Annotated in this window: 22 protein-coding genes; 17 read left to right on the forward strand and 5 right to left on the reverse strand. The window is 71.4% G+C overall.

What is annotated here, in order from left to right; all coding sequences use genetic code 11:
• Nucleotides 1-65 precede the first annotated feature (65 nt).
• Nucleotides 66-689, forward strand: a complete 624-nt coding sequence (locus HNR61_RS16265) for a TetR/AcrR family transcriptional regulator (protein WP_220509437.1) — start codon at nucleotides 66-68, stop codon at nucleotides 687-689.
• Nucleotides 690-715: 26 nt separating this feature from the next.
• On the opposite strand, the gene HNR61_RS16270 is transcribed toward HNR61_RS16265, so the two are convergent.
• Nucleotides 716-1,093 (reverse strand): hypothetical protein, encoded by a 378-nt coding sequence (locus HNR61_RS16270; protein ID WP_182844019.1) that lies wholly within the window; start codon nucleotides 1,091-1,093, stop codon nucleotides 716-718.
• A 189-nt stretch (nucleotides 1,094-1,282) separates the two neighbouring features.
• Here HNR61_RS16270 and HNR61_RS16275 point away from each other — a divergent pair, with 189 nt between their 5' ends.
• From HNR61_RS16275 to HNR61_RS16295, 5 genes are all read left to right on the forward strand, one after another.
• Nucleotides 1,283-2,125, forward strand: coding sequence for a polysaccharide deacetylase family protein (locus tag HNR61_RS16275; protein WP_182844020.1), 843 nt, complete (start codon nucleotides 1,283-1,285; stop codon nucleotides 2,123-2,125).
• 131 nt (nucleotides 2,126-2,256) lie between these two features.
• The gene (locus HNR61_RS16280) at nucleotides 2,257-2,790 is read left to right on the forward strand and encodes a DUF1707 and DUF4870 domain-containing protein (RefSeq protein ID WP_182844021.1); all 534 of its coding nucleotides are present in this window, start codon (nucleotides 2,257-2,259) and stop codon (nucleotides 2,788-2,790) included.
• Nucleotides 2,791-2,919: 129 nt separating this feature from the next.
• The gene (locus HNR61_RS16285; protein ID WP_182844022.1) at nucleotides 2,920-4,287 is read left to right on the forward strand and encodes an FAD-binding oxidoreductase; all 1,368 of its coding nucleotides are present in this window, start codon (nucleotides 2,920-2,922) and stop codon (nucleotides 4,285-4,287) included.
• A 98-nt stretch (nucleotides 4,288-4,385) separates the two neighbouring features.
• Nucleotides 4,386-5,651: a class I SAM-dependent methyltransferase gene (locus HNR61_RS16290; protein WP_182844023.1), complete on the forward strand. Its 1,266-nt coding sequence runs from the start codon at nucleotides 4,386-4,388 to the stop codon at nucleotides 5,649-5,651.
• A gap of 139 nt (nucleotides 5,652-5,790) precedes the next feature.
• Nucleotides 5,791-7,347, forward strand: a complete 1,557-nt coding sequence (locus HNR61_RS16295) for a GMC family oxidoreductase (RefSeq protein ID WP_182844024.1) — start codon at nucleotides 5,791-5,793, stop codon at nucleotides 7,345-7,347.
• 66 nt (nucleotides 7,348-7,413) lie between these two features.
• Here the strand turns inward: HNR61_RS16295 and HNR61_RS16300 are convergent, their stop codons facing one another.
• Nucleotides 7,414-8,778, reverse strand: a complete 1,365-nt coding sequence (locus HNR61_RS16300; RefSeq protein ID WP_182844025.1) for an aspartate aminotransferase family protein — start codon at nucleotides 8,776-8,778, stop codon at nucleotides 7,414-7,416.
• 190 nt (nucleotides 8,779-8,968) lie between these two features.
• Between HNR61_RS16300 and HNR61_RS16305 the strand changes: the two genes are divergently transcribed.
• The 5 genes from HNR61_RS16305 to HNR61_RS47745 all read left to right on the forward strand — a co-directional run bounded on the left by HNR61_RS16305 (nucleotide 8,969) and on the right by HNR61_RS47745 (nucleotide 13,862).
• Nucleotides 8,969-9,856: an alpha/beta fold hydrolase gene (locus tag HNR61_RS16305; RefSeq protein WP_182844026.1), complete on the forward strand. Its 888-nt coding sequence runs from the start codon at nucleotides 8,969-8,971 to the stop codon at nucleotides 9,854-9,856.
• Nucleotides 9,857-9,949: 93 nt separating this feature from the next.
• On the forward strand, nucleotides 9,950-11,209 hold the full coding sequence (locus tag HNR61_RS16310) for a cytochrome P450 (RefSeq protein WP_376770258.1): 1,260 nt from the start codon (nucleotides 9,950-9,952) through the stop codon (nucleotides 11,207-11,209).
• Between the two features lie 91 nt (nucleotides 11,210-11,300).
• Nucleotides 11,301-12,569, forward strand: a complete 1,269-nt coding sequence (locus tag HNR61_RS16315) for a cytochrome P450 (RefSeq protein ID WP_182844027.1) — start codon at nucleotides 11,301-11,303, stop codon at nucleotides 12,567-12,569.
• Between the two features lie 76 nt (nucleotides 12,570-12,645).
• On the forward strand, nucleotides 12,646-12,981 hold the full coding sequence (locus tag HNR61_RS16320; protein ID WP_182844028.1) for an ArsR/SmtB family transcription factor: 336 nt from the start codon (nucleotides 12,646-12,648) through the stop codon (nucleotides 12,979-12,981).
• A complete protein-coding gene (locus HNR61_RS47745) occupies nucleotides 12,978-13,862 on the forward strand; it encodes an SRPBCC domain-containing protein (protein ID WP_312897928.1) in 885 nt (294 codons plus the stop codon). Before HNR61_RS16320 ends, HNR61_RS47745 begins: the two co-directional genes overlap by 4 nt.
• 63 nt (nucleotides 13,863-13,925) lie before the next feature.
• Here HNR61_RS47745 and HNR61_RS16335 read toward each other — a convergent pair whose 3' ends face one another.
• Both HNR61_RS16335 and HNR61_RS16340 read right to left on the reverse strand, forming a co-directional pair.
• A complete protein-coding gene (locus tag HNR61_RS16335; protein ID WP_182844029.1) occupies nucleotides 13,926-15,470 on the reverse strand; it encodes a long-chain-fatty-acid--CoA ligase in 1,545 nt (514 codons plus the stop codon).
• A 210-nt stretch (nucleotides 15,471-15,680) separates the two neighbouring features.
• A complete protein-coding gene (locus HNR61_RS16340) occupies nucleotides 15,681-16,271 on the reverse strand; it encodes a lytic polysaccharide monooxygenase auxiliary activity family 9 protein (RefSeq protein WP_182844030.1) in 591 nt (196 codons plus the stop codon).
• A 233-nt stretch (nucleotides 16,272-16,504) separates the two neighbouring features.
• On the opposite strand from HNR61_RS16340, the gene HNR61_RS16345 reads away from it, so the two are divergent.
• From HNR61_RS16345 to leuS, 3 genes are all read left to right on the forward strand, one after another.
• Complete coding sequence (locus tag HNR61_RS16345) at nucleotides 16,505-17,119, forward strand: TerB family tellurite resistance protein (protein ID WP_182844031.1); 615 nt, start codon at nucleotides 16,505-16,507, stop codon at nucleotides 17,117-17,119.
• A gap of 122 nt (nucleotides 17,120-17,241) precedes the next feature.
• Nucleotides 17,242-17,475: a hypothetical protein gene (locus HNR61_RS16350; protein ID WP_182844032.1), complete on the forward strand. Its 234-nt coding sequence runs from the start codon at nucleotides 17,242-17,244 to the stop codon at nucleotides 17,473-17,475.
• Between the two features lie 214 nt (nucleotides 17,476-17,689).
• Nucleotides 17,690-20,155, forward strand: a complete 2,466-nt coding sequence (gene leuS / locus HNR61_RS16355) for a leucine--tRNA ligase (protein WP_182844033.1) — start codon at nucleotides 17,690-17,692, stop codon at nucleotides 20,153-20,155.
• Nucleotides 20,156-20,248: 93 nt separating this feature from the next.
• Here the strand turns inward: leuS and lexA are convergent, their stop codons facing one another.
• The gene (gene lexA / locus HNR61_RS16360) at nucleotides 20,249-20,947 is read right to left on the reverse strand and encodes a transcriptional repressor LexA (RefSeq protein ID WP_067814464.1); all 699 of its coding nucleotides are present in this window, start codon (nucleotides 20,945-20,947) and stop codon (nucleotides 20,249-20,251) included.
• 565 nt (nucleotides 20,948-21,512) lie between these two features.
• Between lexA and HNR61_RS16365 the strand changes: the two genes are divergently transcribed.
• From HNR61_RS16365 to HNR61_RS16375, 3 genes are all read left to right on the forward strand, one after another.
• Nucleotides 21,513-21,821 (forward strand): LysM peptidoglycan-binding domain-containing protein, encoded by a 309-nt coding sequence (locus HNR61_RS16365; protein ID WP_182844034.1) that lies wholly within the window; start codon nucleotides 21,513-21,515, stop codon nucleotides 21,819-21,821.
• Between the two features lie 297 nt (nucleotides 21,822-22,118).
• Nucleotides 22,119-22,592, forward strand: a complete 474-nt coding sequence (gene nrdR, locus HNR61_RS16370) for a transcriptional regulator NrdR (RefSeq protein WP_067814468.1) — start codon at nucleotides 22,119-22,121, stop codon at nucleotides 22,590-22,592.
• Between the two features lie 114 nt (nucleotides 22,593-22,706).
• Complete coding sequence (locus HNR61_RS16375; protein ID WP_182844035.1) at nucleotides 22,707-25,556, forward strand: vitamin B12-dependent ribonucleotide reductase; 2,850 nt, start codon at nucleotides 22,707-22,709, stop codon at nucleotides 25,554-25,556.
• The last annotated feature ends 127 nt before the right edge of the window (nucleotides 25,557-25,683 follow it).

Here is a 25,683-nt window from a genome sequence, read left to right on the forward strand (position 1 = left end):
AGAGCAATGCTCCAGTGAAAATTCCACTAGAGTGATACTCCAGTCAAGTGGGGGCGGGTGTGGGGATGGGCACGAGGAGACCCGGGGTGCGGGCGGCCAGGACCGCGGCCAACCGGGCGCGGATGCTGGAGGCGGCGCGGGAGCTGTTCACCGCGCACGGCTACACGGCCACCACGATGAAGGCCATCGCCGAACGCGCGGGCATGGCCGTGCAGACCCTCTACTTCACGTTCGCCACCAAGCGGGCGATCCTGTCGGAGCTGCTGGACGTCGAGATCGCGGGCGACGCCGAGCCCGTCGCCACCCTCGACCGGCCCTGGGTCGCCGCGGCCGTCGCCGCGCCGCCGGCCGAGCAGCTCCGGCTCCAGGTCGCCGCCGCGGGCGAGATCCTGGAGCGGGTCACGCCGCTGCTGGAGGCCGTGCGGTCGGCCGCCGCGAACGATCCCGAGATCGCCGAGCTGTGGCGGACCAACATCGAGCAGCGGCGCACGGTGCAGCTCCGCCTCGCCGAGGCGCTGGCGGCCAAGACGGCGCTGCGCGGCGGCATGGACGCGTCGCGCGCGGCCGACATCGCGCTCGCGGTGCTGGCCCCGGAGACCTACCACCTGCTCGTCGGCGAACGCGGCTGGAGCGCCGGACAGTGGCGGGAGTGGGCGGTCGACGCCCTGACCCGGCAGCTCCTCGACTGATCAGCGGGAGCGGCCGGGGAAGGCGGTCAGGAGGAGACGGCCTCGCCGGGGGTGCCGGGGTCGATGCGGCGGGCGCGGTCGCGGTTGCGCTCGTTCCAGGCGCGCATGCGCGGGGGGTAGCCGACGATCTGCACGTCGTAGACCGGCAGGCCCAGGTCGCGGGCGACCTTCCCGATCACCTTGGGGGAGCCGACCCGGCGGCGGGTCCACTCGCCGTCGTCGGCGACCGCCACGGCCGTGGTGTCGGTCGCGAACGTCTCGGGCTCGACGAAGAACTCCACGCCCTTGCGGGAGCGGGCGAAAGCGATCAGTGCCTCGATGTCGGCGTCGGTGGCCTCGCGGTCGAACTTGGCGACCGAGTCACCACGGTTCTTGCGGAGCCCGAACCGGTCCCGGAACCTCATCGGCCTGTCCCGTCCGTGTCATGCCGCTCCGGAACGGTTCCGGAGACAGTGGTGCGGTATGACAATAACGATCTACCGGTCAGACGGGGTTCCCGACACGGGCAGGTTTCCGCCATGTCGGCGGATGCGCACGCCCTACACTGGCGGATCCGGTGAACCCGCGGGGGCGGGCGAGGCGAGAGGGCGCACATGGCACGGACGGGGGCGTTTCATCGGTGGTGCGCCGCGGCGGCGGCGCTGACGGCCTGCGGCTGGCTCAGCACCCTGCAGGCGGCGACCGCCGACGACGCCCGGGCGCCCGCCGGGCTGGCCGCCAACGGCCGGGACGCGACGCGCGCCGCGCCGCAGGGCAGGCCCCACGACGGGGCGCAGGGCACGGCGGCTCCCCAGGCGGCCCCGACCACTCCGCCCCGGCCCCGGAAGACCGACTGCAAGAAGGCCAAATGCGTGGCGCTGACCTTCGACGACGGTCCGATGGCGCCGACGGCCAAGCTGCTGGACATCCTGGCCCGGCATCAGGCGCGCGCCACGTTCTTCATGGTCGGCCGGAACGTCGAGTCCCGCCCCGACCTGCTGCGCCGCGAGCTGGCCGCCGGCCACGAACTGGCCAACCACAGCTACACCCACGTCGACCTGGGGCGTTCGTCGGCCGCCAAGGTCCATGCCGAGCTGTCGCGCACGCAGGCCGCCATCAAGCACGCCACGGGCGTCACACCCACGCTGATGCGCCCGCCCTACGGCTCCACCGACGGCACGGTCGCCTCGGTCAGCAGACGGCTCGGGCTCGCCCAGATCCTGTGGACCGTCGATCCGCTGGACTGGAAGGACCGCGACAGCCGCCAGGTCGAGCAGCGCGTTCTCCGGGCCACCAGACCGGGCCACATCGTGCTGCTGCACGACATCCACCCCTCGACCGTGGCCGCCGTGCCCGCCATCCTCCAGAGGCTCTCCGCCAAGGGCTACGTCTTCGTGACGGTCTCGGAGCTGTACGGCCGCCCGCTGACGCCGGGCAAGAAGTACGTCGAGCGCTGACGGCCGGACGCGGCCGGCCGCCGTCCCCCGCGCGGGTACCCCCTCCTCCGCCGTGCGGGGTGGTGCTCTCAGGGGTGGATCAGGGTCTTCCCCCATGGTGGGGAGAGCGGGCGCCGCCGAGGATGGAACGTATGAAGACCACGAATGCCATGGGGGAGCTCCGCGTCGGGCACACCGAGCGGGAGGCGGCCGTCGAACGGCTCCAGGAGGCCTACGCCGAGGGGCGGCTGGAGCACGAGGAGTTCGACACGCGGATGCATCTGGCGATGACCGCCAAGACGCACGCCGACATCGAGGTGCTGTTCCGCGACCTGGCGGGGACGGGCGGACGGCCCGCGCTCGCCGCCGGAATGGCCGGAACCGGTCCCGAGCCGACCGGTGAGGACCGGGCGCTGGCGGCCCTGACCCACGGGCTGGGCTACGTGACGTCGTTCGTGGGCCCGCTGGTGATGATGGCGCTCAGCGGCAAGCGGTCGGAGTACGTGCGGCGGCACGCGGTCGCGGCGCTCAACTTCCAGCTCACCCTGCTGCTTCTCACGATCGTGACGTTCGGGATCGGCGGGATCCTGTACGCGGTCACCTGGATCGTCGCCGGGATCGCGGCGTGCTACGCGCTGGCCGGACGCGACTTCCGCTATCCCTGGACGCCCCGGCTCGTCAAGTAACGGACGACCGAAAGCCCCGCCACCGGAGGACTCGCGGGGTTTTATTCCCCTGCCGACCTGTGACGATCTTCTCGCGTATTTATGTGGACCATACATGGGATGATCGGTTTACTGGCCATGGGAGGGGACATGACGGAGCTTCTGATCAACGACGATCACCGGCGGGCGGTCGAGGCACTCCGGAGGTCGTACGCGGCGATCCCCGAGGGGACCCCCGTGCGGCTGGCGAAGAAGACCTCCAACCTGTTCCGGTGGCGGGATCCCTCGCAGGCGCCCGGCCTGGACGTCTCCGGGTTCGACAGGGTGCTGGGCGTCGATCCCGCGACCCGGACCGCGCAGGTGCAGGGGATGACCACCTACGAGGACCTGGTCGACGCGACCCTGCCGCACGGGCTGATGCCGACCGTCGTGCCGCAGCTCAAGACGATCACGCTGGGCGGCGCGGTCACCGGCCTCGGCATCGAGTCCTCCTCCTTCCATCTGGGACTGCCGCACGAGGCCGTCCAGGAGATGGAGGTGCTCACCGGCGACGGCCGGACCGTCGTCGCCACCCGCGACAACGAGCACTCCGACCTGTTCTACGGCTTCCCCAACTCCTACGGCACCCTCGGCTACTCGCTCCGCCTGAAGATCGATCTGGTGCCGGTCAAGCCGTACGTGAAGGTCCGCCACCTGCGCTTCGACGACGCCGCGGCCGCCGCGCGGGCGATGGCCGACATCAGCGAGAGCCGCACCCACGACGGCGAGTCCGTCGACTTCATGGACGGCACGGTCTTCGGCCCGGACGAGCAGTACGTCACCATCGGCACGTTCGTCGACACCGCGCCCTACACCTCCGACTACACCGGCCAGAAGATCTACTACCGCTCGATCCAGCAGCGGTCGGTGGACTTCCTGACCGTCCGCGACTACATCTGGCGCTGGGACACCGACTGGTTCTGGTGCTCGGGCGCGTTCGGCGTCCAGCACCCGGTGGTGCGGCGGCTGTGGCCGGACAAGGCCAAGCGCTCGGACGTCTACCGCAGGATGGTCGCCTACGACCGCCGCTTCCAGGTCGTCGCGCGCGTCGACCGCTGGCGCGGCCAGCGGCCCCGCGAGGACGTCATCCAGGACATCGAGGTGCCGGTCGAGAACCTCCCGGCGTTCCTGGAGTTCTTCCACGAGAAGATCGGGATGAGCCCGGTCTGGCTGTGCCCGCTGCGCGCCCGCGAACGCTGGCCGCTGTACCCGCTGGAGCCCGGCCGCACCTACGTGAACGTGGGCTTCTGGGGAACGGTCCGGCTCCCCCCGGGCCAGATCCCCGAGTACCACAACCGTCTGATCGAACGCCGGGTCGCGGACCTTGACGGACACAAGTCTCTCTATTCGACTGCTTTTTACAGCCGGGACGAGTTCTGGCGGTACTACGACGGGGAGACCTACCGGCGGTTGAAATCCGCCTACGACCCCGCCGAGCGACTGCTGGACCTCTACGACAAGTGCGTGCGCGGACGCTGACGTCCGCGCGGTTATCGGGGGGAGGCCCCGCGGCCGGGGCCGGCGACACCACGTCAGGACCCCGCTTTCCCCGGGGCGGAACGACAGGAGGAACCAAGATGACGCTGGCCAGGGTCTTCGAGCGGCTCGCCGGGGCTGGGGCGCCAGTGGAGTTCACGGCCTACGACGGGTCGCGGGCGGGGGTGAACGGCGCCGACCTGCGCTTCCACGTGCGCTCGCCCCACGCGGTGTCGTACCTGGTCCACTCGCCGGGGGCGCTGGGGCTGGCCCGGGCGTACGTCAGCGGCATGATCGACGTGTCCGGAGACATGTACACCGTGCTGTCGACGATGCAGCAGGTGCTGGGTGAGGTCAGCGCCCGCGAGAAGGCCCGGGTCCTCTCGGAGGTGCTGCGCGACCCGCTGCTGCGCGGCGCGGTGTCCCGGCGGCTGGACCCCCCGCCGCAGGAGGCCCCGTTCAGCCGCGTCCCGTCCTGGCTGCGTCACTCCAAGCGGCGCGACGCCAAGGCCATCTCCCACCACTACGACGTCTCCAACACCTTCTACGAGTGGGTGCTGGGCCCGTCGATGGCCTACACCTGCGCCTGTTTCCCCGAGGAGCACTCCACCCTGGAGGAGGCGCAGTTCCACAAGCACGACCTGGTCGCGAAGAAGCTCGGGCTGGAGCCGGGCATGCGGCTGCTGGACGTGGGCTGCGGCTGGGGCGGCATGGTGATGCACGCCGCCAAGGAGTACGGCGTGAAGGCGCTCGGCGTGACGCTGTCCAAGCAGCAGGCCGAGTGGGCGCAGAAGGCGATCGCCGACCGGGGCCTGTCGGACCTGGCCGAGGTCCGGCACATGGACTACCGCGACGTGGCCGAGACCGGCTTCGACGCGGTCAGCTCCATCGGCCTGACCGAGCACATCGGCAAGGCGAACCTGCCGTCGTACTTCTCGTTCCTGTACGACAAGCTCAAGCCGTACGGGCGCATGCTCAACCACACCATCACCCGCCCGGACAACCTGGCCCCGCCCATCAAGCAGGACGGGTTCATCAACCGGTACGTCTTCCCCGACGGCGAGCTGGAGGGCCCCGGCTACATCCAGTCGCAGATGAACGACGCCGGTTTCGAGATCCGCCACCAGGAGAACCTGCGCGAGCACTACGCCCGCACCCTGCGCGGCTGGTGCGACAACCTGGAGGACCACTGGGACGAGGCCGTCGCCGAGGTCGGCGAGGGCACCGCCCGCGTGTGGCGCGTGTACATGGCGGGCTGCGTCCTCGGCTTCGAGCAGAACTGGATCCAGCTCCACCAGACGCTCGGCGTCAAGCTCGACGACAAGGGTGACGCGCGGATGCCCCTGCGCCCCGACTGGGGCGTCTGAGCCGCGCGACCGTGACGGCCCGCCGGACCCCGGCGGGCCGTCACCGTTCCCGATCGCCGGCACGCATTGTCATGGCTCCGTCACGGGGTCTATGTTCGGTCGGACGCGCCGTGGCTTCTCACCCCCCTTCGGAGCCCCCATGCAATTCGACTACATCGTCGTCGGCGCCGGTTCGGCCGGCTGCGCGCTGGCCGCCCGGCTGAGCGAGGACCCGGGCACGAGCGTGGCGCTCGTGGAGGCGGGCGGGTCCGACCGCGCGCGGGAGGTCGGCGTCCCGGCGGCGTTCGCGAAGCTGTTCCGGACGGCCCGCGACTGGGACTTCCACACCGTCGCGCAGCCGGAGATGGAGCACCGCGAGATGTACTGGCCGCGCGGGCGGATGCTCGGCGGCTCGTCGTCGATGAACGCGATGATGTGGGTGCGCGGCCACCGTGCCGACTACGACGGCTGGGGCGTTCCGGGCTGGTCCCACGACGAGGTCATGCCCTACTACCGGAGGCTGGAGCGCCGTGTCGGCGGCAACGCGGACGGGGTGTACGGCACCGACGGGCCCGTGCTGGTCTCCGACCAGCGCGACATGAACGAGACCACGCGGGCGTTCCTGGCGGCCTGCGAGGCGAGGGGCCTGAAGCGCCTGCCCGAGCTCAACGTCCCCGACGGGGAGGGCCACGCCCCGACCCCCGTCACCCAGAAGCGCGGACGCCGCTGGAGCGCCGCCGACGCCTACCTGCGTCCCGCGCGCCGCCGCCGCAACCTCACGGTCGTCACCGACACCCAGGTCACCCGCGTCGTCATCGAGGACGGCCGGGCCACCGGCGTGGAGCGCGGCGACGGCAGGCGCCTGTTCGCACGGCGCGAGGTGATCCTGTCGGCCGGGGCGGTCGGCTCGCCGCACCTGCTGCTGCTGTCGGGCGTCGGCGACCCCGACCACCTGCGCGAGCACGGCATCGAGCCGGTGGCCGAACGCCCCGCCGTCGGCCGCCACCTCCAGGACCACCTGGCCGTGGCGGTGCTGCGGCACGCCACCGTCGCCGTGACCCTCACCGGCGCCGACACGCCCCGCAACGTCGCCCGCTACCTGCTGCTGCGGCGCGGCCCGTTCACCTCCAACGTCGGCGAGGCCGTGCTGTTCACCCGCAGCGACGACGCCCTGACCGCCCCCGACCTGGAACTGGTGTTCGCGCCGGTGCCGTTCAGCGACCACGGCCTGGAGGCGCCCACCGAGCACGGTGTCACCGTCGGGGTGATCCTGCTGCGCCCCGAGTCGTCCGGCCGGGTCGCGCTGGCCTCCGCCGACCCCCTGGCCGCGCCCCTGATCGACCCCGGCTACCTGACGGCCGACGCCGACCTGCGGCGCGTGATCCACGGGGTGCGCCTCGCCGAGGAGCTGCTCGACACCGCGCCGCTGAACGAGTACGTGGGCGGCTCGATGGCCCCCTACCCGGGCGCGCACGACGAGAAGGAGCTCGTGGACTACGTCCGCGCGCACGCCCAGACGATCTACCACCCGACCGGCACCTGCCGGATGGGCGCCGACGACGACGCGGTGGTCGACCCCGAACTCCGCGTCCGGGGCGTGGCGGGCCTGCGCGTCGCCGACGCCTCGGTCCTCCCGGAGATCATCCGGGGCCACACCAACGCGCCCGCCATCATGATCGGCGAGAGGGCCGCCGACCTGGTCCGCCGGAACGCCTGAACGGGCGGCGCCGCCCGGGCCGGAGGGACCCGGGCGGCGCCGCCCGTCCGGTCGGGGCGCGCCGGACTACAGGCGCGACGACGCCTCCGTCAGCACCGAGCGCAGGATCTGCTCGATCTCGTCGAACTGCGACTGGTCGCAGATCAGCGGCGGCGCGAGCTGCACCACCGGGTCGCCGCGGTCGTCGGCGCGGCAGTACAGGCCGGCCTCGTACAGCGCCTTGTCCAGGAAGCCGCGCAGCAGCCGCTCGGACTCCTCGTCGGTGAACGTCTCGCGGGTCTGCTTGTCCTTGACCAGCTCGATCCCGTAGAAGAAGCCCGCGCCGCGCACGTCGCCGACGATCGGCAGGTCCAGCAGCTTCTCCAGGGTGCCGCGGAACGCGTCCTCGTTGCGCCGGACGTGGCCGAGCAGGTCCTCGCGCTCCAGCAGGTCCAGGTTGGCCAGGGCGACCGCCGCCGACACCGGGTGCCCGCCGAAGGTGTAGCCGTGCGCGAACATGTTCGCGTCCCGGCTGAACGGCTCGAACAGCCGGTCGTTCACCAGCATCCCGCCGAGCGGCGAGTAGCCGGAGGTGACGCCCTTGGCGAAGGTGATGATGTCGGGCTCGTAGTCGTAGCGGTCGGCCCCGAACATCGTGCCGAGCCGCCCGAACGCGCAGATGACCTCGTCGGACACCAGCAGCACGTCGTGCCGGTCGCAGATCTCGCGGACCCGCTGGAAGTAGCCGGGCGGCGGCGGGAAGCAGCCGCCGGCGTTCTGCACCGGCTCCAGGAACACCGCGGCCACGGTGTCGGCGCCCTCGAAGAGGATGGCCTCCTCGATCCGGTCGGCGGCCCAGCGCCCGAACGCCTCGGGGTCGTCGCGGTGCTCGGTGGCCCGGTAGATGTTGGTGTTCGGCACGCGGAACCCCGACGGCACCAGCGGCTCGTAGGGGGCCTTGATGCCGGGCAGGCCGGTCAGTGACAGCGCGCCGTGCGGGGTGCCGTGGTAGGCGACCGCGCGGCTGATCACCTTGTGCTTGGTGGGCTTGCCGACCAGCTTGAAGTAGTGCTTGGCGAGCTTCCAGGCGCTCTCGACGGCCTCGCCGCCGCCGGAGGTGAAGAACACCCGGTTCAGGTCGCCCGGGGCGAGGTCGGCCAGCCGGGCCGCCAGCTCGACGGCCTTGGGGTGGGCGTAGGACCACAGCGGGAAGAACGCCAGCTCGGCCGCCTGCTTGGCGGCGGCCTGCGCCAGCTCCTCGCGGCCGTGCCCGGCCTGGACGGTGAACAGACCGGCCAGGCCGTCCAGGTAACGCTTGCCACGGTCGTCGTAGACATAGGGGCCCTCGCCGCGCACGATCATCGGCACCTCGGCGCCGTCGCGGATGGCCGAGTGGCGGGCGAAGTGCAGCCACAGATGGTCGCGGGCCGCGTCCTGAAGGGAGTCGGTCATCACTCTTCCTCGGTCCGAGCGGGGACACCCGCTGTTTGCGAGCGATCCAGTTGCCTAGATGCTAGGTCTCAACTGATTCCGATGTAAATACCTCTCCATACAGCGATTTCCGTAGCAATCGTGAACCTTCTCACTCCAGAGCGCCCGATCGCGGGAGGGTAACGTCGCCGCCGAGCGCACGGGAGGCGACATGAGCGACGCGATCACCACTGGTTCGGTCGAGGCCGGCGGCCTGGAGTTCGGGTACCTGGCGGCGGGTCCCGGGGACGGCCCGCTGGCGTTGTGCCTGCACGGGTTCCCCGACTCGGCGCACACCTGGCGGCACCTGCTGCCGGAACTGGCCGGCGCCGGGTACCGCGCCGTCGCGCCGTTCATGCGGGGGTACGCGCCCACGCGGGTCCCCGAGGACGGCGCGTTCCAGACCGGGGCCCTGGCCGCCGACGCGGTCGCGCTGCACGAGGCGCTCGGCGGGGACGGGAACGCGGTGATCATCGGGCACGACTGGGGCGCGTTCGCGACCTACGGGGCCGCCGCCCACTCTCCCGGGCGCTGGCGGAAGGCCGTCACCCTGGCGGTCCCGCCGCTGGGGGCGATGATGAACGCGTTCTCCTCCTACGAGCAGCTCAAGCGGTCCTTCTACATCTTCCTGTTCCAGACGCCGCTGGCCGAGGCGGTGCTGGACCGCGCGTTCGTGGAGGGGCTGTGGCGCGACTGGTCCCCGCCCGGGGCCGAGGTCGCCGGGGACGTCGACCGCGTCATGGAGTGCCTGGCCACGCCCGCCAACGTCGCCGCCGCGGTCGGCTACTACCGGGCCATGCTCGACCCGTCGCGCCTGCTCGACCGGTACGCGGCCGAGCAGCGGTCGGCGTCGCGGACGGGGGAGCGGCCGGTCCTCTACCTGCACGGCGCGGCCGACGGCTGCCTCGGCGCGGACGTGGTGATGTCCGACCCGGCGGCGGTGCTGGCCCAGCTTCCGCCCGGCTCCCGCGCGGAGGTGGTCGAGGGCGGCGGTCACTTCCTGCAACTGGACCGTCCCGCCGAGGTGAACCGCCTGATCCTGGACTGGCTCGCGGCCTGAGAGTGTGACGTGAGTCACCTCCATGTCCATCCCCGGACGCGCTTTACTCTGACACAGTTGGTGTAAACCGAATCTCGTTCTGGTCGATAGGCGGTGGGCACCGTGCTCAAGGTCGAGGACATCAACCTGACGGACATCGAGTTCTGGAACGGGCCGCGCGAGCGCCGTCACGAGGCGTTCAAGGCCCTCCGCCGGGAGCCGGGTCTCATCCGGTTCGAGGAGCCGGAGGTCCCGCTCGTGCCGCGCGGCCCCGGCTACTACGCCCTCACCCGGCACGCCGACGTGGTCGAGGCGTCCCGGCGACCGCAGGACTTCTGCTCCGGTCAGGGCGCGATCAGCATCCCCGACATGCCGGGCGACCTGCACGAGTTCTTCGGCTCGATGATCAACATGGACGACCCGCGGCACGCCAAGATCCGCCGGATCGTGTCGCGGGCGTTCTCCCCGCGCATGATCCAGCGGTTCGAGGACCAGGTGGAGGCGGTCGCGGCGCAGATCGTCGAGCGCGTCGCCGCCGGGGAGGGCACCGGCGACTTCGTCCACGACGTCGCGGTGCGCCTCCCACTGAAGATCATCTGCGATCTGATGGGGATCGGCGAGGAGCACTACGACACCGTGGTCAACGCCACTAACGTCATCCTGGCGGGCCACGACGAGGAGTTCCTGCCGACCGGGAACCCCGAGGAGGTCCCGCTGGCCCTGTTCGCAGCGGGCCAGACCCTCAAGGAGCTGGTGGAGGACCTGGGGCGGCGGCGCCGCGAGGACCCCACCGACGATCTGACCTCCGCCCTGGTGACCGCGAACATCGACGGTGAGTCCCTCACCGACCAGGAGCTCGGGTCGTTCTTCATCCTGCTGGTCGTCGCCGGGAACGAGACCACGCGCAACGCCATCGCCCACGGCCTGGACCTGTTCACCCGCCATCCCGAGCAGCGCGCCGCGCTGCTGGAGGACTTCGAGGGGCGCGTCGCCGGGGCCGTGGAGGAGATCGTCCGCTACGTCTCCCCGGTGATCTGGATGCGCCGCACCGCCACCCGCGACACCGAGCTCAACGGCATCCCGGTCCGCGAGGGCGACAAGCTCGTCCTCTACTACGCCTCCGCCAACCGCGACGAGACGGTCTTCCAGAACCCCGACGCGTTCGACATCCTGCGCGAGGACGTCAAGGAGCACATCGGCTTCGGCGGTCCCGGCCCGCACTTCTGCCTGGGCGCGCACCTGGCCCGCCGCGAGATCACGGTGATGTTCCGCGAGCTGTTCCGCCGCTTCCCCGACATCCGCGCCACCGGTGAGCCCGAACGGCTGCGCTCCAGCTTCATCAACGGCATCAAGCGACTGCCCTACACCGTCTGACCCGCCGGTCCCCCCGGCCCCGGGCCGCGTTGACACGGCCGCTCCGAACGTCAAGATGAGGTTCTGGGCGGCCGTTCACGAAGGGGACGCTATGACCGCGACCGGTCCGGCACGGCTCGACGACATCAACCCCGCCGACCCGGCGTTCTGGATGCGCCCGGCACGGGAACGCGAGGAGGCGTTCGCGGTGCTCCATGCCGCGGGGCGGCCCCGGCACTTCCCCGAACCCGACCTGGAGGCGTTCGGCCTCGGCGCGGGTCCCGGCTACTACGCGCTGGTCCGGCACGCCGACATCGCCGAGGCCAGCCGCACCCCCCGGGTGTTCAGCTCCGAGCGCGGCATCGCCGGGCTGGTGGACCCGCCGGAGGAGTTCGCCGAGTTCTTCGGCTCGATGATCGTGATGGACGACCCCCGGCACGCCCGGCTGCGCCGCATCGTGTCGCGCGCGTTCACCCCCCGGATGATCGCCGGGCTGAACGCCGGGATCCAGCGCGCCGCCGTCGAGATCGTGGAGGCGTTCCGGCCCAAGGGGGGCGGCGACTTCGTCGACGAGGTCGCGGCCCCGCTGCCCATGCGCGTGATCTGCGACATGATGGGCATCCCGCCCGAGAAGCGCGCACGCGTGCTGGAGCTGTCCAACATCGTCATCGGCGCGGGCGACCCCGAGTACACCCCCGGCGCCGACACCATGGAGCAGGCGTTCCTGGCCACCTACGAGGCCAGCAAGGAACTGGCGGCCCTGGTCACCGACCTGGCGGCCGAACGCGCCGAACGCCCCACCGACGACCTCACCTCGGTGCTGGTGCACGCCAACGTCGAGGGGGAGAAGCTCACCCACCGGGAGGTGGCGGCGTTCTTCATCCTGCTGGTCGTCGCCGGGAACGAGACCACGCGCAACGCCACCGCCCACGGCCTGAAGCTGTTCACCCGCCATCCCGAGCAGCGCGCTGCGCTGCTGGAGGACTTCGAGGGCCGTATCGCCGGGGCCGTCGAGGAGATCCTCCGTTACGCGTCCCCCGTCACCTACATGCGCCGCACCCTGACCCGCGACCACACGCTGAGCGGCACGCCCATGAAGGAGGGCGACAAGGTCCTGATGTTCTACGGGGCGGCCAACCGCGACGAGACGGTCTTCAAGGACCCCCACGTCTTCGACATCGCCCGGGACCCGAACCCGCACCTGGCGTTCGGCGCGGCGGGCCCGCACTTCTGCCTGGGCGCGCACCTGGCCCGGCGGGAGATGACGGTGATGTTCCGCGAGCTGTTCACCCGCCTGCCCGGCATCCGCTCCACCGCCCCGCCGGAGCGGCTGTTCTCCAGCTTCGTCAACGGGATCAAGCATCTGGAGTGCGCGTTCTGACCCGGGGGGATTGACCGGCCGGGGGCGGGCCGGTAGAAAGAGAACCACCCAGTTATATAGCTAGGTGGTTATCTAGATGACGGACACGGCCCCGCTCGACGCGACCTTCGCGGCGCTGGCCGACCCGACCCGGCGGGCCATCCTGGCCCGGCTGGCCCGCGGCGAGGCGACGGTCGGCGAACTGGTCGAACCCTTCGGGATGAGCCAGCCCGCCATCTCCAAGCACCTCAAGGTGCTGGAGCGGGCCGGGCTGGTGTCGCGCCGCCGGGACGCCCAGCGCCGCCCGGTCCGGCTGGAGTCCGCCCCCCTGCGGGAGGCGGCCGGCTGGCTGGAGGACTACCGGGCGCTCTGGGAGGAGCGCTACGGGAACCTCGACGCGCTGCTCAGGGAGATGAGGGGGGACGGCGCGTGAGGACCGTCCACGTGGAGACCCCGGGCGAGACCGACATCGTCATGACCCGGGCCTTCGACGCGCCGCCCGCGATGGTCTTCGACGCCTGGACCCGGCCCGAGCTGCTGCGCCGCTGGCTCGGCGCGCGCGGCTGGCACCTGACGCGCTGCGAGGTCGACCTGCGGGAGGGCGGCCGGTGGCGGTTCGAGTGGGCCGGCCCCGGCGGCGCGTTCATGGCGAACGGCGGCGTCTACCGGGAGGTCGACCGGCCCCGGCGGCTGGTGTGCACCGAGCGGTTCGACGACCAGTCGTATCCGGGGGAGACCCTGGTCGCCCACGACTTCGCCGACCTCGGCGGCACGACCCTGCTGACCAGCACCTTCCGCTACGCGACGCCGGAGGCCCGCGCCACCGTGCTCGCCTACCCGATGGCCCGCGGCGTCGCCGAGGGCTACGCCCGGCTCGACCGAGTGCTCAAGGAGACACCCATGAACTGGACCCTGGAAGTCGTCGTCGTCCCCGTGTCCGACGTCGACCGGGCCAAGGAGTTCTACGCCGACCGGCTCGGCTTCGCCGTGGACCACGACACGAAGGTCGGCGAGGGCACCCGCGTCGTGCAGCTGACGCCGCCGGGCTCGGGCTGCTCGATCGTGATCGGCGAGGGCCTCACGACGATGGCGCCGGGCTCGCTGGAGGGCGTGCAGCTGGTCGTCAACGACGTCCGCAAGGCCCGCGAGCAGCTGGCCGAACGGGGCGTGGACGTCAGCGAGGTGATCGCCTTCGGGCCCGAGGGGCAGCGCCCCGCGCGGGACGACGACGACCTGAACAACGTCGGCTTCGCCTACTTCACCGACCTCGACGGCAACAGGTGGGCCGTCCAGCAGATCACCGCGCGGCCCTGACCGGGGGCGCGGAGGGACGGGGGCCCCGGGCGGTCGCCCGGGGCCCCCGGGGGCGGGCCGGCGTCAGCGCAGCTCGCGCTTGAGGATCTTGCCGGTGGCGGTCATCGGGAGCTCGTCGCGGAACTCCACGATGCGCGGGTACTTGTAGTTGGCGAACTGCTGCTTGCCCCACTCGACCAGCTCGTCCTCGGTGACCTTGGCGTCCGGCGTGCGGATGACGTACGCCTTGATCTCCTCGCCGTGCGTCTCGTGCGGGACGCCGACCACGGCCGCCAGCGAGACGTCCGGGTGGGTCATCAGGACCTCCTCCAGCTCCCGCGGGTAGACGTTGAAGCCGCCGCGGATGATCATGTCCTTGGAGCGGTCGATGATGTAGTAGTAGCCCTCGTCGTCGCGGCGGGCCACGTCACCGGTGCGGAACCAGCCGTCGCGGATCGCGTCGGCGGTCGCCTCGGGGCGCTTGTAGTACCCCTTCATGATGTTGTGGCCGCGGATGGCGATCTCGCCGGGGCCCTCGCCCTCGATCTCCTTCCAGTCCTCGTCGATGAGCTTCATCTCGACGCCCCAGATCGGCAGGCCGATCGAGCCGGGCTTGGTCGGGCGGTCGGGGCGGTTGAACGAGGCGACCGGCGAGGTCTCCGACAGGCCGTAGCCCTCCAGCACGTCGACGCCGAACTTCTCCTTGATCCCCTTGAGGACCTCCATCGGCAGCGACGCGCCGCCGGCGACCGCGACGTTGATGTTCTCGCGGATCGCCGCGACGTCCTCGGGGGAGGTGTCGTCGGTGAGCAGCCCCCAGTACATGGTGGGCACGCCGGCGAACATGTTCACCTTCTCCTTGACCATCAGCCCGATCGCCTGCTTGGCGTCGAACCGCGGCAGCATCACCAGCGTGGCGCGGCGGTACATGCCGACGTTCATCACGCAGGTCTGCCCGAAGATGTGGAACAGCGGCAGCGTCACCAGGAACGTGTCGTGCAGCGTCTTGGCGAACAGCGTGTCCGACACCATGACGTTGCTGAGCAGGTTGAAGTGCGTGAGCTCGGCGCCCTTGGGCTGGCCGGTGGTGCCGGAGGTGTAGAGGACGACGGCGGTGTCGGTCGGCTCGGTGAGCACCGACTCGAAGGTGCTCGGCTGGCCTCCCAGCGCCGCCCAGAACAGCTCGGCGCCCTCGATCGGCGACTCGGTGGTGGCCAGCGAGGCCGGCATCAGGAAGAAGTGCTCACAGCCCTCGACCTGCTGGAACCCGGCGTGCCCCATCTCGCCGAGCGGCAGTTCGGGGGTGCCCTCGAAGCAGAAGAACGCCTTGGCGTCCGAGTCGCCGAGGTGGTAGGCGATCTCGCGCGGCTTGAGGAGCACGTTCAGCGGCACGACGACCGCCCCGGCCTTGAGCGCCCCGAAGTAGACCATCGGGAAGTAGGGCAGGTTCGGCGAGGAGATGGCGACCTTGTCACCGGGCTGGATCCCGCGCGAGCGGAGCAGGTTGGCCACCTGGTTGGCCACCTGGTCCAGGAACGAGTAGGAGAGCCGGATGTCGCCGAAGACCACGGCGTCGCGGTCGGGGGTCTCGCGGGCGGCATCCTCCAGCAGCACGGAAAGGTTCAGCATGGCACTCCTCGCGCGGGGCTCGTCACCAGCCGGTTATTACCGACGAGTGTAGTTCTGGTCGGCCCCATCCTGGAGTATCAGGCTCCGCCCGCGCCATCCCCTACGGCCCATTTGACGTGCGGATCTTCGTTAAGTGACCGATGAGTCACCACTTGGAGCGGTGAAGGGCCGGTCGGGGCGGGCGCGGACGGGGCCGCGCGCGGCCGGACGTCAGCCGAAGTTGACGTCGGCGCAGGAGTAGAAGGCGTTCGCGGTGTCGGCGATGTCCCAGACCGCCAGGACCAGGTGGCGCCCGCGCTTGGCGGGCAGCGTGCCGGGGTGGGACACCGTGGACGGGGGCCGCTGGCCGCCGTAGTCGCGGCGCAGGAACGGCTGCGACTCCAGCGCCGCCCTGGTCAGCCGCTGGGACGGGTTCCACCCGTCGCGGGTGACGAAGTAGCGGAACGAGGTGGTCGCGTGCGGGGCGGTGAGCCGCCAGGTGAACGTGAACGAGCCGCCCGACGGCAGCGAGGCCGCGGGCCAGGCGCCGCCGCGCGGGTCGTCCAGCGGGGCCCACCGGGGGTCCCCGGCGGCGCAGATCCTTCCGTCGGCGGGGCCGGCCTGCGGGAAGCCCTTGGGGCCCTCCACGCTCTGCGGCTCCCACTGGATGGGGCCGCAGCCGGTCACCCGGCCGCTCGCGCACAGCGAGGACCGGCTCGGTGGCGAGGTGGTGTAGCCGTGCGAGAACGCCGGGACCGCCGGGATCAGCGGGAGCGTGACGGCGGCCGCGGCCGCCAGGGCGAGGGAGCGTTTGCTGGGCATACGTGATCCTCCTTGGCGGGGGGTCGTGCGGGGGGAAGACCGGGGATCGAGGTCCGTAGCCTGGTGCGGGGAGCGGACGCCTCCTTTCTGATAGGAAACCTTCCTGTCTTTTTTGGAGACTCGACGATCCCGCCACGGCCGTCAAGGCCCAAAATCGCCGCCCCCGGAAACCGGCGGGCCGCGCCGCTCGTTCTCGCTACGATGGCCCGTTCCGAAGCGACGAGAGGGACATCTTGCTCATCTTTGGCCTCCAGGTCGTGTACTTCACCCTCAGCAAGGGGGTCTTCCACTGCCCGAACTGCGGCGGCGACCGCGAGTACCGCCGCCGTCAGGGGCGCAACTTCTTCTCCCTGTTCTTCATCCCGGTCATCCCGCTGAACAAGACCGGCGACGAGTTCGTGCAGTGCGGCACCTGCAAGGGACGCTGGCACGTCGGCATCCTGGAGGTCCCGACCACCGCGCAGCTGGCCGCCGTGCCCGCCCTGCTCATGCGGCTGGCCGCCGCCCAGGCCCTGCGCGCCGGGGACGTCACCCACCCCGCCGCCCGCGACCGTGCCGTCGCCGTCGTCCGCCAGGCGGGCGACGCCGGCTACGGCCCGCACGTGCTGGACGGCGACCTGGGCCGCCCGTTCGACCAGGTCCGCGCCGAGATGGCGCACAACTCCGGGTCGCTGGCCCCCGAGGCGCGCGAGAACATCCTGCGCGCCGCCGCCGAGATCGCCCTCACCGACGGCCCGCTGAGCGTCTCGGAGGAGGAGACCCTGCACGCCGTGGGCACCGACCTCGGCCTCACCCGCATCCAGATCGGGGGCGTGATCTCCCTGGCCCGCCAGTCCACCGGGTTCTGAACCCGGCCCGCGCCGCGCGGCCCGCCGGGAGGGCTTCCCGGCGGGCCGCGCGGCGTTCACAGGGCGTTCACCGCCCCCTCGAAGATCATCGGCGGCCCCGCCCCCTCCGAGCAAAGACCCCGATGAAGACCCTGCGCGCCCTGCCCGCCGACCCCGAGGAGGCCGGCCGCGGCGAACGGCGCGGCGGCCCCGCCGAACCGGGCGAGCCGGCCGGACGCGTCGACGGCCGCGGCGCCGACGACCTGGCGCGGCTGCTGCGCGCCGCCCGGCCGGACCCGCTGGTGCTGCGGTACGCCGGGCTGGACCCCGACCGGCGCCTCGCCAGGGTGCGGGAGGCCATGGCCGAAGGCGGCTGACGGGAATGCGGAGGCTTCCGGCGTTGCGGCTGCGATAGTCTTGGGGTATGCGACCCAGGCTGCTCCTTAGCCAGCCGCGTTGACGCACCGCGTCGACGCGGCAACCCCTCCTGCGCGAGGGGTTTTCTCATGTCAGGAGCCCGCAGGCGCGAACCCGCGTGGACCTGGGCGAGCAGCCGGACGAATCCCGTAGACAAGGACCGGAGTAGCGACCGTGAGCGACGAGCAGTACGACCCCCGGGCGGTTCAGGACAAGTGGCAGGCCCGCTGGGCGGAGCTCGACCCGTTCCGCGCCGACGACAACGACGGTGAGCGCGAGCGGCGCTACGCGCTGGACATGTTCCCCTACCCGTCGGGCGACCTGCACATGGGGCACGCCGAGGCGTTCGCGATCGGCGACGTGACCGCCCGCTACTGGTTCCAGCGCGGCCACAACGTGCTGCACCCGATCGGCTGGGACTCCTTCGGCCTGCCCGCCGAGAACGCCGCCATCAAGCGCGACGCGCACCCGGCCGAGTGGACCTACGCCAACATCGACACGCAGGCGGGCTCGTTCCAGCGGTACGCCCCCTCGTTCGACTGGTCGCGGCGGCTGCACACCTCCGACCCCGAGTACTACAAGTGGACGCAGTGGCTGTTCCTGCGCTTCTACGAGCGCGGGCTGGCCTACCGCAAGGGCGGCCAGGTCAACTGGTGCCCCAAGGACCAGACCGTGCTGGCCAACGAGCAGGTCGTCGGCGGCCACTGCGAGCGCTGCGGCACCCTGGTCGAGAAGCGCGTGCTGACCCAGTGGTACTTCCGGATCACCGAGTACGCCGACCGGCTGCTGGACGACATGGAGCAGCTGGAGGGCGCCTGGCCCGAGCGCGTGCTGCTGATGCAGCGCAACTGGATCGGCCGTTCCACCGGCGCGGACGTGAACTTCGTGATCGAGGGCCGGGACGAGCCGGTCACCGTCTACACCACCCGGCCCGACACGCTGTACGGCGCGACGTTCATGGTGGTCGCCGCCGACGCGCCGCTGGCCGAGGAGATCGTCGCGCCCGAGCAGCGCGCCGCGTTCGAGGCCTACCGCGACGAGGTGTCGCGTGAGAGCGAGATCGAGCGGCTGTCCACCGAGCGCGAGAAGACCGGCGTGTTCCTGGGTCGGCACGCGATCAACCCGGTGACCGGCGAGCGCGTCCCGGTCTGGGCGTCGGACTACGTGCTGGCCGAGTACGGGCACGGCGCGATCATGGCCGTTCCGGCGCACGACCAGCGCGACCTGGACTTCGCCCTGAAGTTCGGGCTGCCGGTCCGCGTCGTGGTCGACACCGGCGAGGGCGACCCCGCCGAGACCGGCGTCGCCACCGCCGGGGACGGCCGTATCGTCAACTCCGGCCCGATCGACGGCCTGCCCAAGGCCGAGGCCATCCGGCGGATCACCGAGATCCTGGAGGAGCGCGGCACCGGCCGGGCCGCGGTGAACTTCCGGCTGCGCGACTGGCTGGTGTCCCGGCAGCGGTTCTGGGGCTGCCCGATCCCGATCATCCACTGCGACGCCTGCGGCGAGGTCCCCGTCCCCGACGACCAGTTGCCGGTGAGGCTGCCCGACGACCTGCGCGGCGCGGACCTGGCCCCCAAGGGCACCTCCCCGCTGGCGGCGGCCGAGGACTGGGTCAACGTCGAGTGCCCCAAGTGCGGCGGCGCGGCCCGGCGTGACTCCGACACCATGGACACCTTCGTGGACTCGTCCTGGTACTACTTCCGGTACTGCTCGCCGGACTACGAGAACGGGCCGTTCGACGTCGAGCAGGTCCGCCGGTGGATGCCGGTCGACCAGTACACCGGCGGCGTCGAGCACGCCATCCTGCACCTGCTGTACAGCCGGTTCTTCACCAAGGTCCTGTACGACATGGGCATGGTGGACTTCACCGAGCCGTTCAAGCGCCTGCTGAACCAGGGCCAGGTGATCCTGAACGGCAAGGCGATGTCCAAGTCGCTGGGCAACATGGTCGACCTGGGCGAGCAGATCGACGAGTTCGGCGTGGACGTCGTCCGGCTGGCGATGCTGTTCTCCGGCCCGCCCGAGGACGACATCGACTGGGCCGACGTGTCCCCGCAGGGCATGGGCAAGTTCCTGGGCCGCGTGCACCGCATCGCGGCGGAGGTGGCGTCCGAGCCCGGCGCGGACCTCGCGGCCGGCGACACGGCGCTGCGCCGCGTCACCCACCGCACCGTCGACGAGGTCACCACGCTGGTCGAGGCGCACCGCTTCAACGTCGCCATCGCGCGCCTGATGGAGCTGGTCACCGCGACCCGCCGGGTGATCGACTCGGGGGCGGGCGCGGCCGACCCGGCGGTCCGCGAGGCCGCCGAGACGCTGGCGGTGATCCTGTCGCTGTTCGCCCCCTACACCGCCGAGGAGACGTGGGCGCTGCTGGGCCACCAGGCTCCGGTGAACAGGGCGGGCTGGCCGGCGGCCGACCCGTCGCTGCTGGTGGAGGAGTCGGTGACCTGCGTCGTCCAGGTGGCGGGCAAGGTCCGCGACCGGCTGGAGGTGCCGCCGGCGATCGACCCGGGCGAGCTGGAGCGGCTGGCGCTGGCCTCCGGCAAGGTCCGGGACGCGCTGGGCGGCGCGGAGGTCGCCAAGGTGATCGTGCGCGCCCCCAAGATCGTCAACATCGTGCCCCGGCGCTGACGCCGTGAACGCCGCCGCGCCGCGCCCCGGAGGGGACGCGGCGCGGCGGCGCGGGCGCTCAGGAGTGGGACCGGGCGCGGAGGTCCCGGCGGCTCACATCTTGCGCAGGACGGCGACGACCCGGCCGAGGATGGAGGCGTCGTCGCCGGGGATCGGCTCGTAGGCCGAGTTCGCCGGCATCAGCCAGATGTGACCGTCCTTGCGCTTGAGGGTCTTCACCGTCGCCTCGCCGTCGATCATGGCGGCGACGATGTCGCCCTGCTCGGCGACCGGCTGCTGGCGCACCACGACCCAGTCGCCGTCGGCGATGGCGGCCTCGATCATCGAGTCGCCGGAGACCTTCAGCAGGAAGTGGGTGCCCTCGCCGACCAGCTGCTTGGGCAGCGTGAAGACGTCCTCGACGGCCTCCTCGGCCAGGATCGGGCCACCGGCGGCGATCCGGCCGACCAGCGGAACGTAGGCGGGCGCGGCGGAGGCCGGGGAGTCCTGGCCCGCGCCGGGCTCGTACGGCTCGTCGGAGCGGCGCACCGGCGTGGCGCCGGGCACGCGGATCTCGACGGCGCGCGGGCGGTTGGGGTCGCGGTGCAGGAAGCCCTTGCGCTGGAGCGCGCGTAGCTGGTGCGACACGCTGGAGGTGCTGGTGAGACCGACCGCCTCGCCGATCTCGCGCATCGACGGAGGGTAACCGCGGCGCGCCACCGAATCGCGGATCACCTCCAGCACCATGCGCTGACGCTGCGTCAGACCGCTCTCGTCCATGGGCCCGTCGGGCAGTTCCCGGACCTTGCTCATCGTCGCCTCCGGCGCCTGGGTTCGTCACTCCTTGTCATGGCACGGTATCGCGGCCGAAGCCAATGATCAAACAATTGTTCGAAGAATGTCCTGGAAATCTGGCTCCGCTCGCGCTACAACATCGTACAGGTGTTCGATCGAAAATTCATTCGAACGCTAATGATTCCCAGCCCGTCGCAAGGAGGGTGAAATGCCGGATCCGCGACCTCGGCGACACGGGGGCGGCCCCGCCCGGCGGGGCGGCCGGGCGCGCGCCGGTGTGGCCTGCGGGGCGACCCTCCGCGCCGCCCACGGTCCCACCCGGACCCCGCACGAGAACCCTCCGGAGGCCCCCGGCGAGGCCCGGCCGGAGCGCGGGCCCGACTCCCGACGTCCGGCGGGGCGCGCGGCGGGACCGGGCCGCGGGCGGCCCCGGCGGGCGGCGAGCCCCGCCGTCGGGCGCGTGGTGCGGCATTCCGGTGGACGTCCGGTGCGGCGTCCCGGCGGGCATGCCGGGACAGTCGGGCATGCGCGGAGCGTGAGCGGCGCGGGGGGCGGTGTCCGGCTCACCCGGCGGGGGCGGGTGGTGTTGATCTCTTTCGCGGCGGCGCTCCTGCTGCTGCTCCTCTGGCTCACCGCGGGCCCGTGGGCGCGGGCCGGTTCCGGAGGTCCGGAAAGGCATGGTCAGGACGCCGGGGCGGGGACGGGCGCGGGGCCGCGCGGGCATAGGGTGGAGCACGTCGTGGTCGAGCCCGGGGACACCCTCTGGGGCATCGCCGTGCGGACGTCCGGGAACGCCGACCCCCGGATCACCGTGCAGCGCATCATCGACGCCAACGGTCTGTCCGGCCCCATCGTCCAGCCAGGTCAGCGCCTGCGCCTGCCCGCGCGCTGAGCGCGCCCGGACGTGTGCCCGGACGCGTGTCCGGGCACATGTTGGTACACGTCCGGAGCCATGCTCCGGACGCCGCCGGGGACCGCGCGGACGCGACACGCCCGGCCGGGAAACCCGGAGGTCCGATGTGACCAGGGTCTACGCGTGTGACTCGCGTTCCAGGTTGCGCAGGCGTCGGTCGAGCCTTACGGTTGACCACAACATCTAGTAGTCACATCGATGTGATTTTCCACAGGTTGTGCTTGTGGGCTCATTCGTCGGTGTGGCTCGCGGTTGAGTCAGGGAAGGTTGGATCGCGTGCACTGCCCGTTCTGCCGCAACCCTGACAGCAGGGTGATCGACAGCCGCTCCATCGACGACGGGGCCGCCATCCGGCGCCGCCGGTCGTGCCCGGAGTGCGGCAAGCGGTTCACCACGCAGGAGAACGTGCTCCTCATGGTCGCCAAGCGCAGCGGCGTTACGGAGCCGTTCTCCCGGGAAAAGATCATCGCCGGGGTGCGCAGGGCCTGCCAGGGGCGCCCGGTCGACGAGGACGCGCTCGCCAAGCTCGGCCAGCGGGTCGAGGAGGCGCTGCGCGCGTCCGGGTCGGCCGAGATCCCCTCCCACGAGGTGGGCCTGGCCATCCTCGGACCGCTCAGTGAGCTCGACGAGGTCGCCTACCTGCGATTCGCCTCGGTGTACCGGGGCTTCGAGTCGCTCGACGACTTCGCGCGGGAGATCGAGATTTTGCGTCAGGGGGGTTCCTCGGGGGAGCCCGCCGGATCCCGTTAGGGATTGACAGCAGCAGCACCTAAGTCAAGCGCCCCCGGCCGGGATGGGACGGCCGGCGGGCGGAGTTGTCCTGGACAGGGCCCGGCGGGAGGGCCCCAAGGAGGGGGAAAGGCCATGACGGAGACGGTGAGCGGCTCGGCCCGACGCGGCAAGGGGGGCCGCAAGGGGCTGAAGATCAGCCGCATCTTCACCACTCCCGGCGTACACCCGTACGACGAGATCAACTGGGAGCGCCGGGACGTCGTCATGACGAACTGGCGCGACGGCTCGGTCAACTTCGAGCAGCGCGGCGTCGAGTTCCCCGACTTCTGGTCGATCAACGCCGTCAACATCGTCACCTCCAAGTACTTCCGCGGCGCCGTGGGCACCCCGCAGCGCGAGTGGAGCCTCAAGCAGCTCATCGACCGCGTGGTGCGGATGTACGTCACCACCGGCGTGGAGCAGGGCTACTTCGCCTCCGAGGCCGACGCCGAGGTCTTCGAGCACGAGCTGACGTACGCGCTGGCGCACCAGATGTTCAGCTTCAACTCGCCGGTGTGGTTCAACGTCGGCACGAAGTCGCCGCAGCAGGTGTCGGCCTGCTTCATCCTGTCGGTGGACGACACCATGGAGTCGATCCTCGACTGGTACAAGGAGGAGGGCGTCATCTTCAAGGGCGGCTCCGGCGCCGGCCTGAACCTGTCGCGCATCCGTTCCTCCAAGGAGCTGCTGTCGTCCGGCGGCACCGCCTCCGGCCCGGTGTCGTTCATGCGCGGCGCCGACGCCTCCGCGGGCACCATCAAGTCGGGCGGCGCGACCCGCCGGGCCGCCAAGATGGTCGTGCTCGACGTCGACCACCCCGACATCGCCGAGTTCATCGAGACCAAGGCCCGCGAAGAGGACAAGATCCGCGCCCTCCGCGACGCCGGGTTCGACATGGACCTGGGCGGCCGGGACATCGTCAGCGTCCAGTACCAGAACGCCAACAACTCCGTCCGCGTCTCCGACGAGTTCATGCGCGCGGTGGAGGGTGACGGCGAGTTCGGCCTGCGCGCCCGCCTGACCGGCGAGATCATCGAGACCGTCAAGGCCAAGGAGCTGTTCCGGCTGATGGCCAAGGCGGCGTGGGAGTGCGCCGACCCGGGCATCCAGTACGACGACACCATCAACGACTGGCACACCAACCCCGAGACCGGCCGCATCACCGCGTCCAACCCGTGCTCGGAGTACATGTCGCTGGACAACTCCTCCTGCAACCTCGCCAGCATCAACCTGCTGAAGTTCCTGCGCCCGGACGACACCTTCGACGTCGAGAGGTTCGTCAGCCTCACCGAGCTGATCATCACGGCGATGGACATCTCCATCACCTTCGCCGACTTCCCGACCGAGAAGATCGCCCAGACCACCCGCGACTACCGCCAGCTCGGCATCGGCTACGCCAACCTCGGCGCGCTGCTGATGGCGACCGGCCACGCCTACGACTCCGAGGGCGGCCGCGGCATCGCCGCCGCGATCACCTCGCTGATGACCGGCGTCGCCTACCGGCGTTCCGCCGAGCTCGCCGGGGTCGTCGGCCCGTACGCCGGGTACGCCCGCAACGCCGAGGCGCACAAGCGCGTCATGCGCAAGCACGCCGCCGCCAACGACGAGGTCCGCACCCTCGACGAGATGGACAGGTCCATCCACGCCGCCGCCACCCGGCAGTGGCAGGAGTGCCTGAAGACCGGCGAGAAGCACGGCTACCGCAACGCCCAGGCGTCGCTGCTGGCCCCGACCGGCACCATCGGCCTGATGATGGACTGCGACACCACCGGCATCGAGCCCGACCTCGCGCTGGTGAAGTTCAAGAAGCTGGTCGGCGGCGGCTCCATGCAGATCGTCAACCACACCGTCCCGCGCGCCCTGAAGAACCTCGGCTACCAGCAGGAGCAGATCGAGGCGATCGTCGAGTACATCTCCGAGCACGGCCACGTCGTGGACGCGCCGGGCCTGCGCCCCGAGCACTACGAGGTGTTCGACTGCGCGATGGGCGAGCGCTCCATCTCCCCGATGGGCCACGTGCGGATGATGGCGGCGGTGCAGCCGTTCCTGTCCGGCGCGATCTCCAAGACCGTCAACATGCCCGAGCAGGCCACCGTCGAGGACATCGAGAGGGTGTACTACGAGGGCTGGAAGCTCGGCCTGAAGGCCCTGGCGATCTACCGCGACAACTGCAAGGTCGGCCAGCCGCTGTCGGCCGCCAAGCGGTCCGACGCCAAGGCCGACGCCGCGGCCGAGGCCACGGCCGTCGAGCCCGCCGCCGTCGCGGTGGCCGAGCCCGCCCGCCCGGTCCGCAAGCGCCTGCCCAAGCAGCGCCCGGCCACCGTCACCCGCTTCTCCGTCGCGGGTGCCGAGGGCTACATGACCGCCTCGTCCTACCCCGACGACGGCCTCGGCGAGGTCTTCCTCAAGCTGGGCAAGCAGGGCTCGACCCTGGCGGGCGTCATGGACGCGTTCTCCATGGCGATCTCCATCAGCCTCCAGTACGGCGTGCCGCTGGAGACCTGGGTGGAGAAGTTCACCAACATGCGGTTCGAGCCGGCGGGCATGACCGACGACCCGGACATCCGCATGGCGACGTCGGTGATGGACTACATCTTCCGCCGTCTGGCGCTGGACCACCTGCCCTACGAGACCCGCGCGGGCCTCGGCATCCTCACCGCCGAGGAGCGCGCGATGCAGGCCAACGGCGAGGACCCGGCGAGCCTGCACGAGGCCGAGGAGGTCCGCGAGACGCTGGCCCAGTCGGCCGAGATCGAGCAGCCGGCCCGGCCCGCCGCCGCCCCGGCCCCGGCCGTCGAGGCCCACTCCTCGATGGAGGTCATCGAGTCCCGCCAGGGCCGCACCGCGGACGCCCCGCTGTGCCTGACCTGCGGCACGAAGATGCGCCCCGCGGGCAGCTGCTACGTCTGCGAGGGCTGCGGCTCCACCAGCGGCTGCAGCTGACCTCGGTCGGCCCGCCTCGCCCGACCAGGGGCCCGGTACCGGACGCTCGTCCGGTACCGGGCCCCTGGCCTTTCCCCCGTGCGGGGGAGCGGGATCCCTCCGGCGGGTGGTCCGGATGTTCGCCGGT

Source organism: Actinomadura kijaniata (assembly GCF_014138665.1).
Classification (GTDB): Bacteria; Actinomycetota; Actinomycetes; order Streptosporangiales; family Streptosporangiaceae; genus Spirillospora; species Spirillospora kijaniata.

Bases quoted from the DNA above. Each gene is read 5' to 3' on its own strand.
- HNR61_RS16315 (WP_182844027.1), top strand. From the start codon at position 11,301: ATGACCGCGACCGGTCCGGCACGGCTCGACGACATCAACCCCGCCGAC.
- HNR61_RS16275 (WP_182844020.1), top strand. From the start codon at position 1,283: ATGGCACGGACGGGGGCGTTTCATCGGTGGTGCGCCGCGGCGGCGGCG.
- HNR61_RS16335 (WP_182844029.1), bottom strand. From the start codon at position 15,470: ATGCTGAACCTTTCCGTGCTGCTGGAGGATGCCGCCCGCGAGACCCCC.
- HNR61_RS16320 (WP_182844028.1), top strand. From the start codon at position 12,646: ATGACGGACACGGCCCCGCTCGACGCGACCTTCGCGGCGCTGGCCGAC.
- HNR61_RS16350 (WP_182844032.1), top strand. From the start codon at position 17,242: ATGAAGACCCTGCGCGCCCTGCCCGCCGACCCCGAGGAGGCCGGCCGC.
- HNR61_RS16295 (WP_182844024.1), top strand. From the start codon at position 5,791: ATGCAATTCGACTACATCGTCGTCGGCGCCGGTTCGGCCGGCTGCGCG.
- HNR61_RS16285 (WP_182844022.1), top strand. From the start codon at position 2,920: ATGACGGAGCTTCTGATCAACGACGATCACCGGCGGGCGGTCGAGGCA.
- HNR61_RS16270 (WP_182844019.1), bottom strand. From the start codon at position 1,093: ATGAGGTTCCGGGACCGGTTCGGGCTCCGCAAGAACCGTGGTGACTCG.
- HNR61_RS16290 (WP_182844023.1), top strand. From the start codon at position 4,386: ATGACGCTGGCCAGGGTCTTCGAGCGGCTCGCCGGGGCTGGGGCGCCA.
- HNR61_RS16375 (WP_182844035.1), top strand. From the start codon at position 22,707: ATGACGGAGACGGTGAGCGGCTCGGCCCGACGCGGCAAGGGGGGCCGC.
- HNR61_RS16265 (WP_220509437.1), top strand. From the start codon at position 66: ATGGGCACGAGGAGACCCGGGGTGCGGGCGGCCAGGACCGCGGCCAAC.
- HNR61_RS16280 (WP_182844021.1), top strand. From the start codon at position 2,257: ATGAAGACCACGAATGCCATGGGGGAGCTCCGCGTCGGGCACACCGAG.
- lexA (WP_067814464.1), bottom strand. From the start codon at position 20,947: ATGAGCAAGGTCCGGGAACTGCCCGACGGGCCCATGGACGAGAGCGGT.
- HNR61_RS16340 (WP_182844030.1), bottom strand. From the start codon at position 16,271: ATGCCCAGCAAACGCTCCCTCGCCCTGGCGGCCGCGGCCGCCGTCACG.
- HNR61_RS16300 (WP_182844025.1), bottom strand. From the start codon at position 8,778: ATGACCGACTCCCTTCAGGACGCGGCCCGCGACCATCTGTGGCTGCAC.
- HNR61_RS16305 (WP_182844026.1), top strand. From the start codon at position 8,969: ATGAGCGACGCGATCACCACTGGTTCGGTCGAGGCCGGCGGCCTGGAG.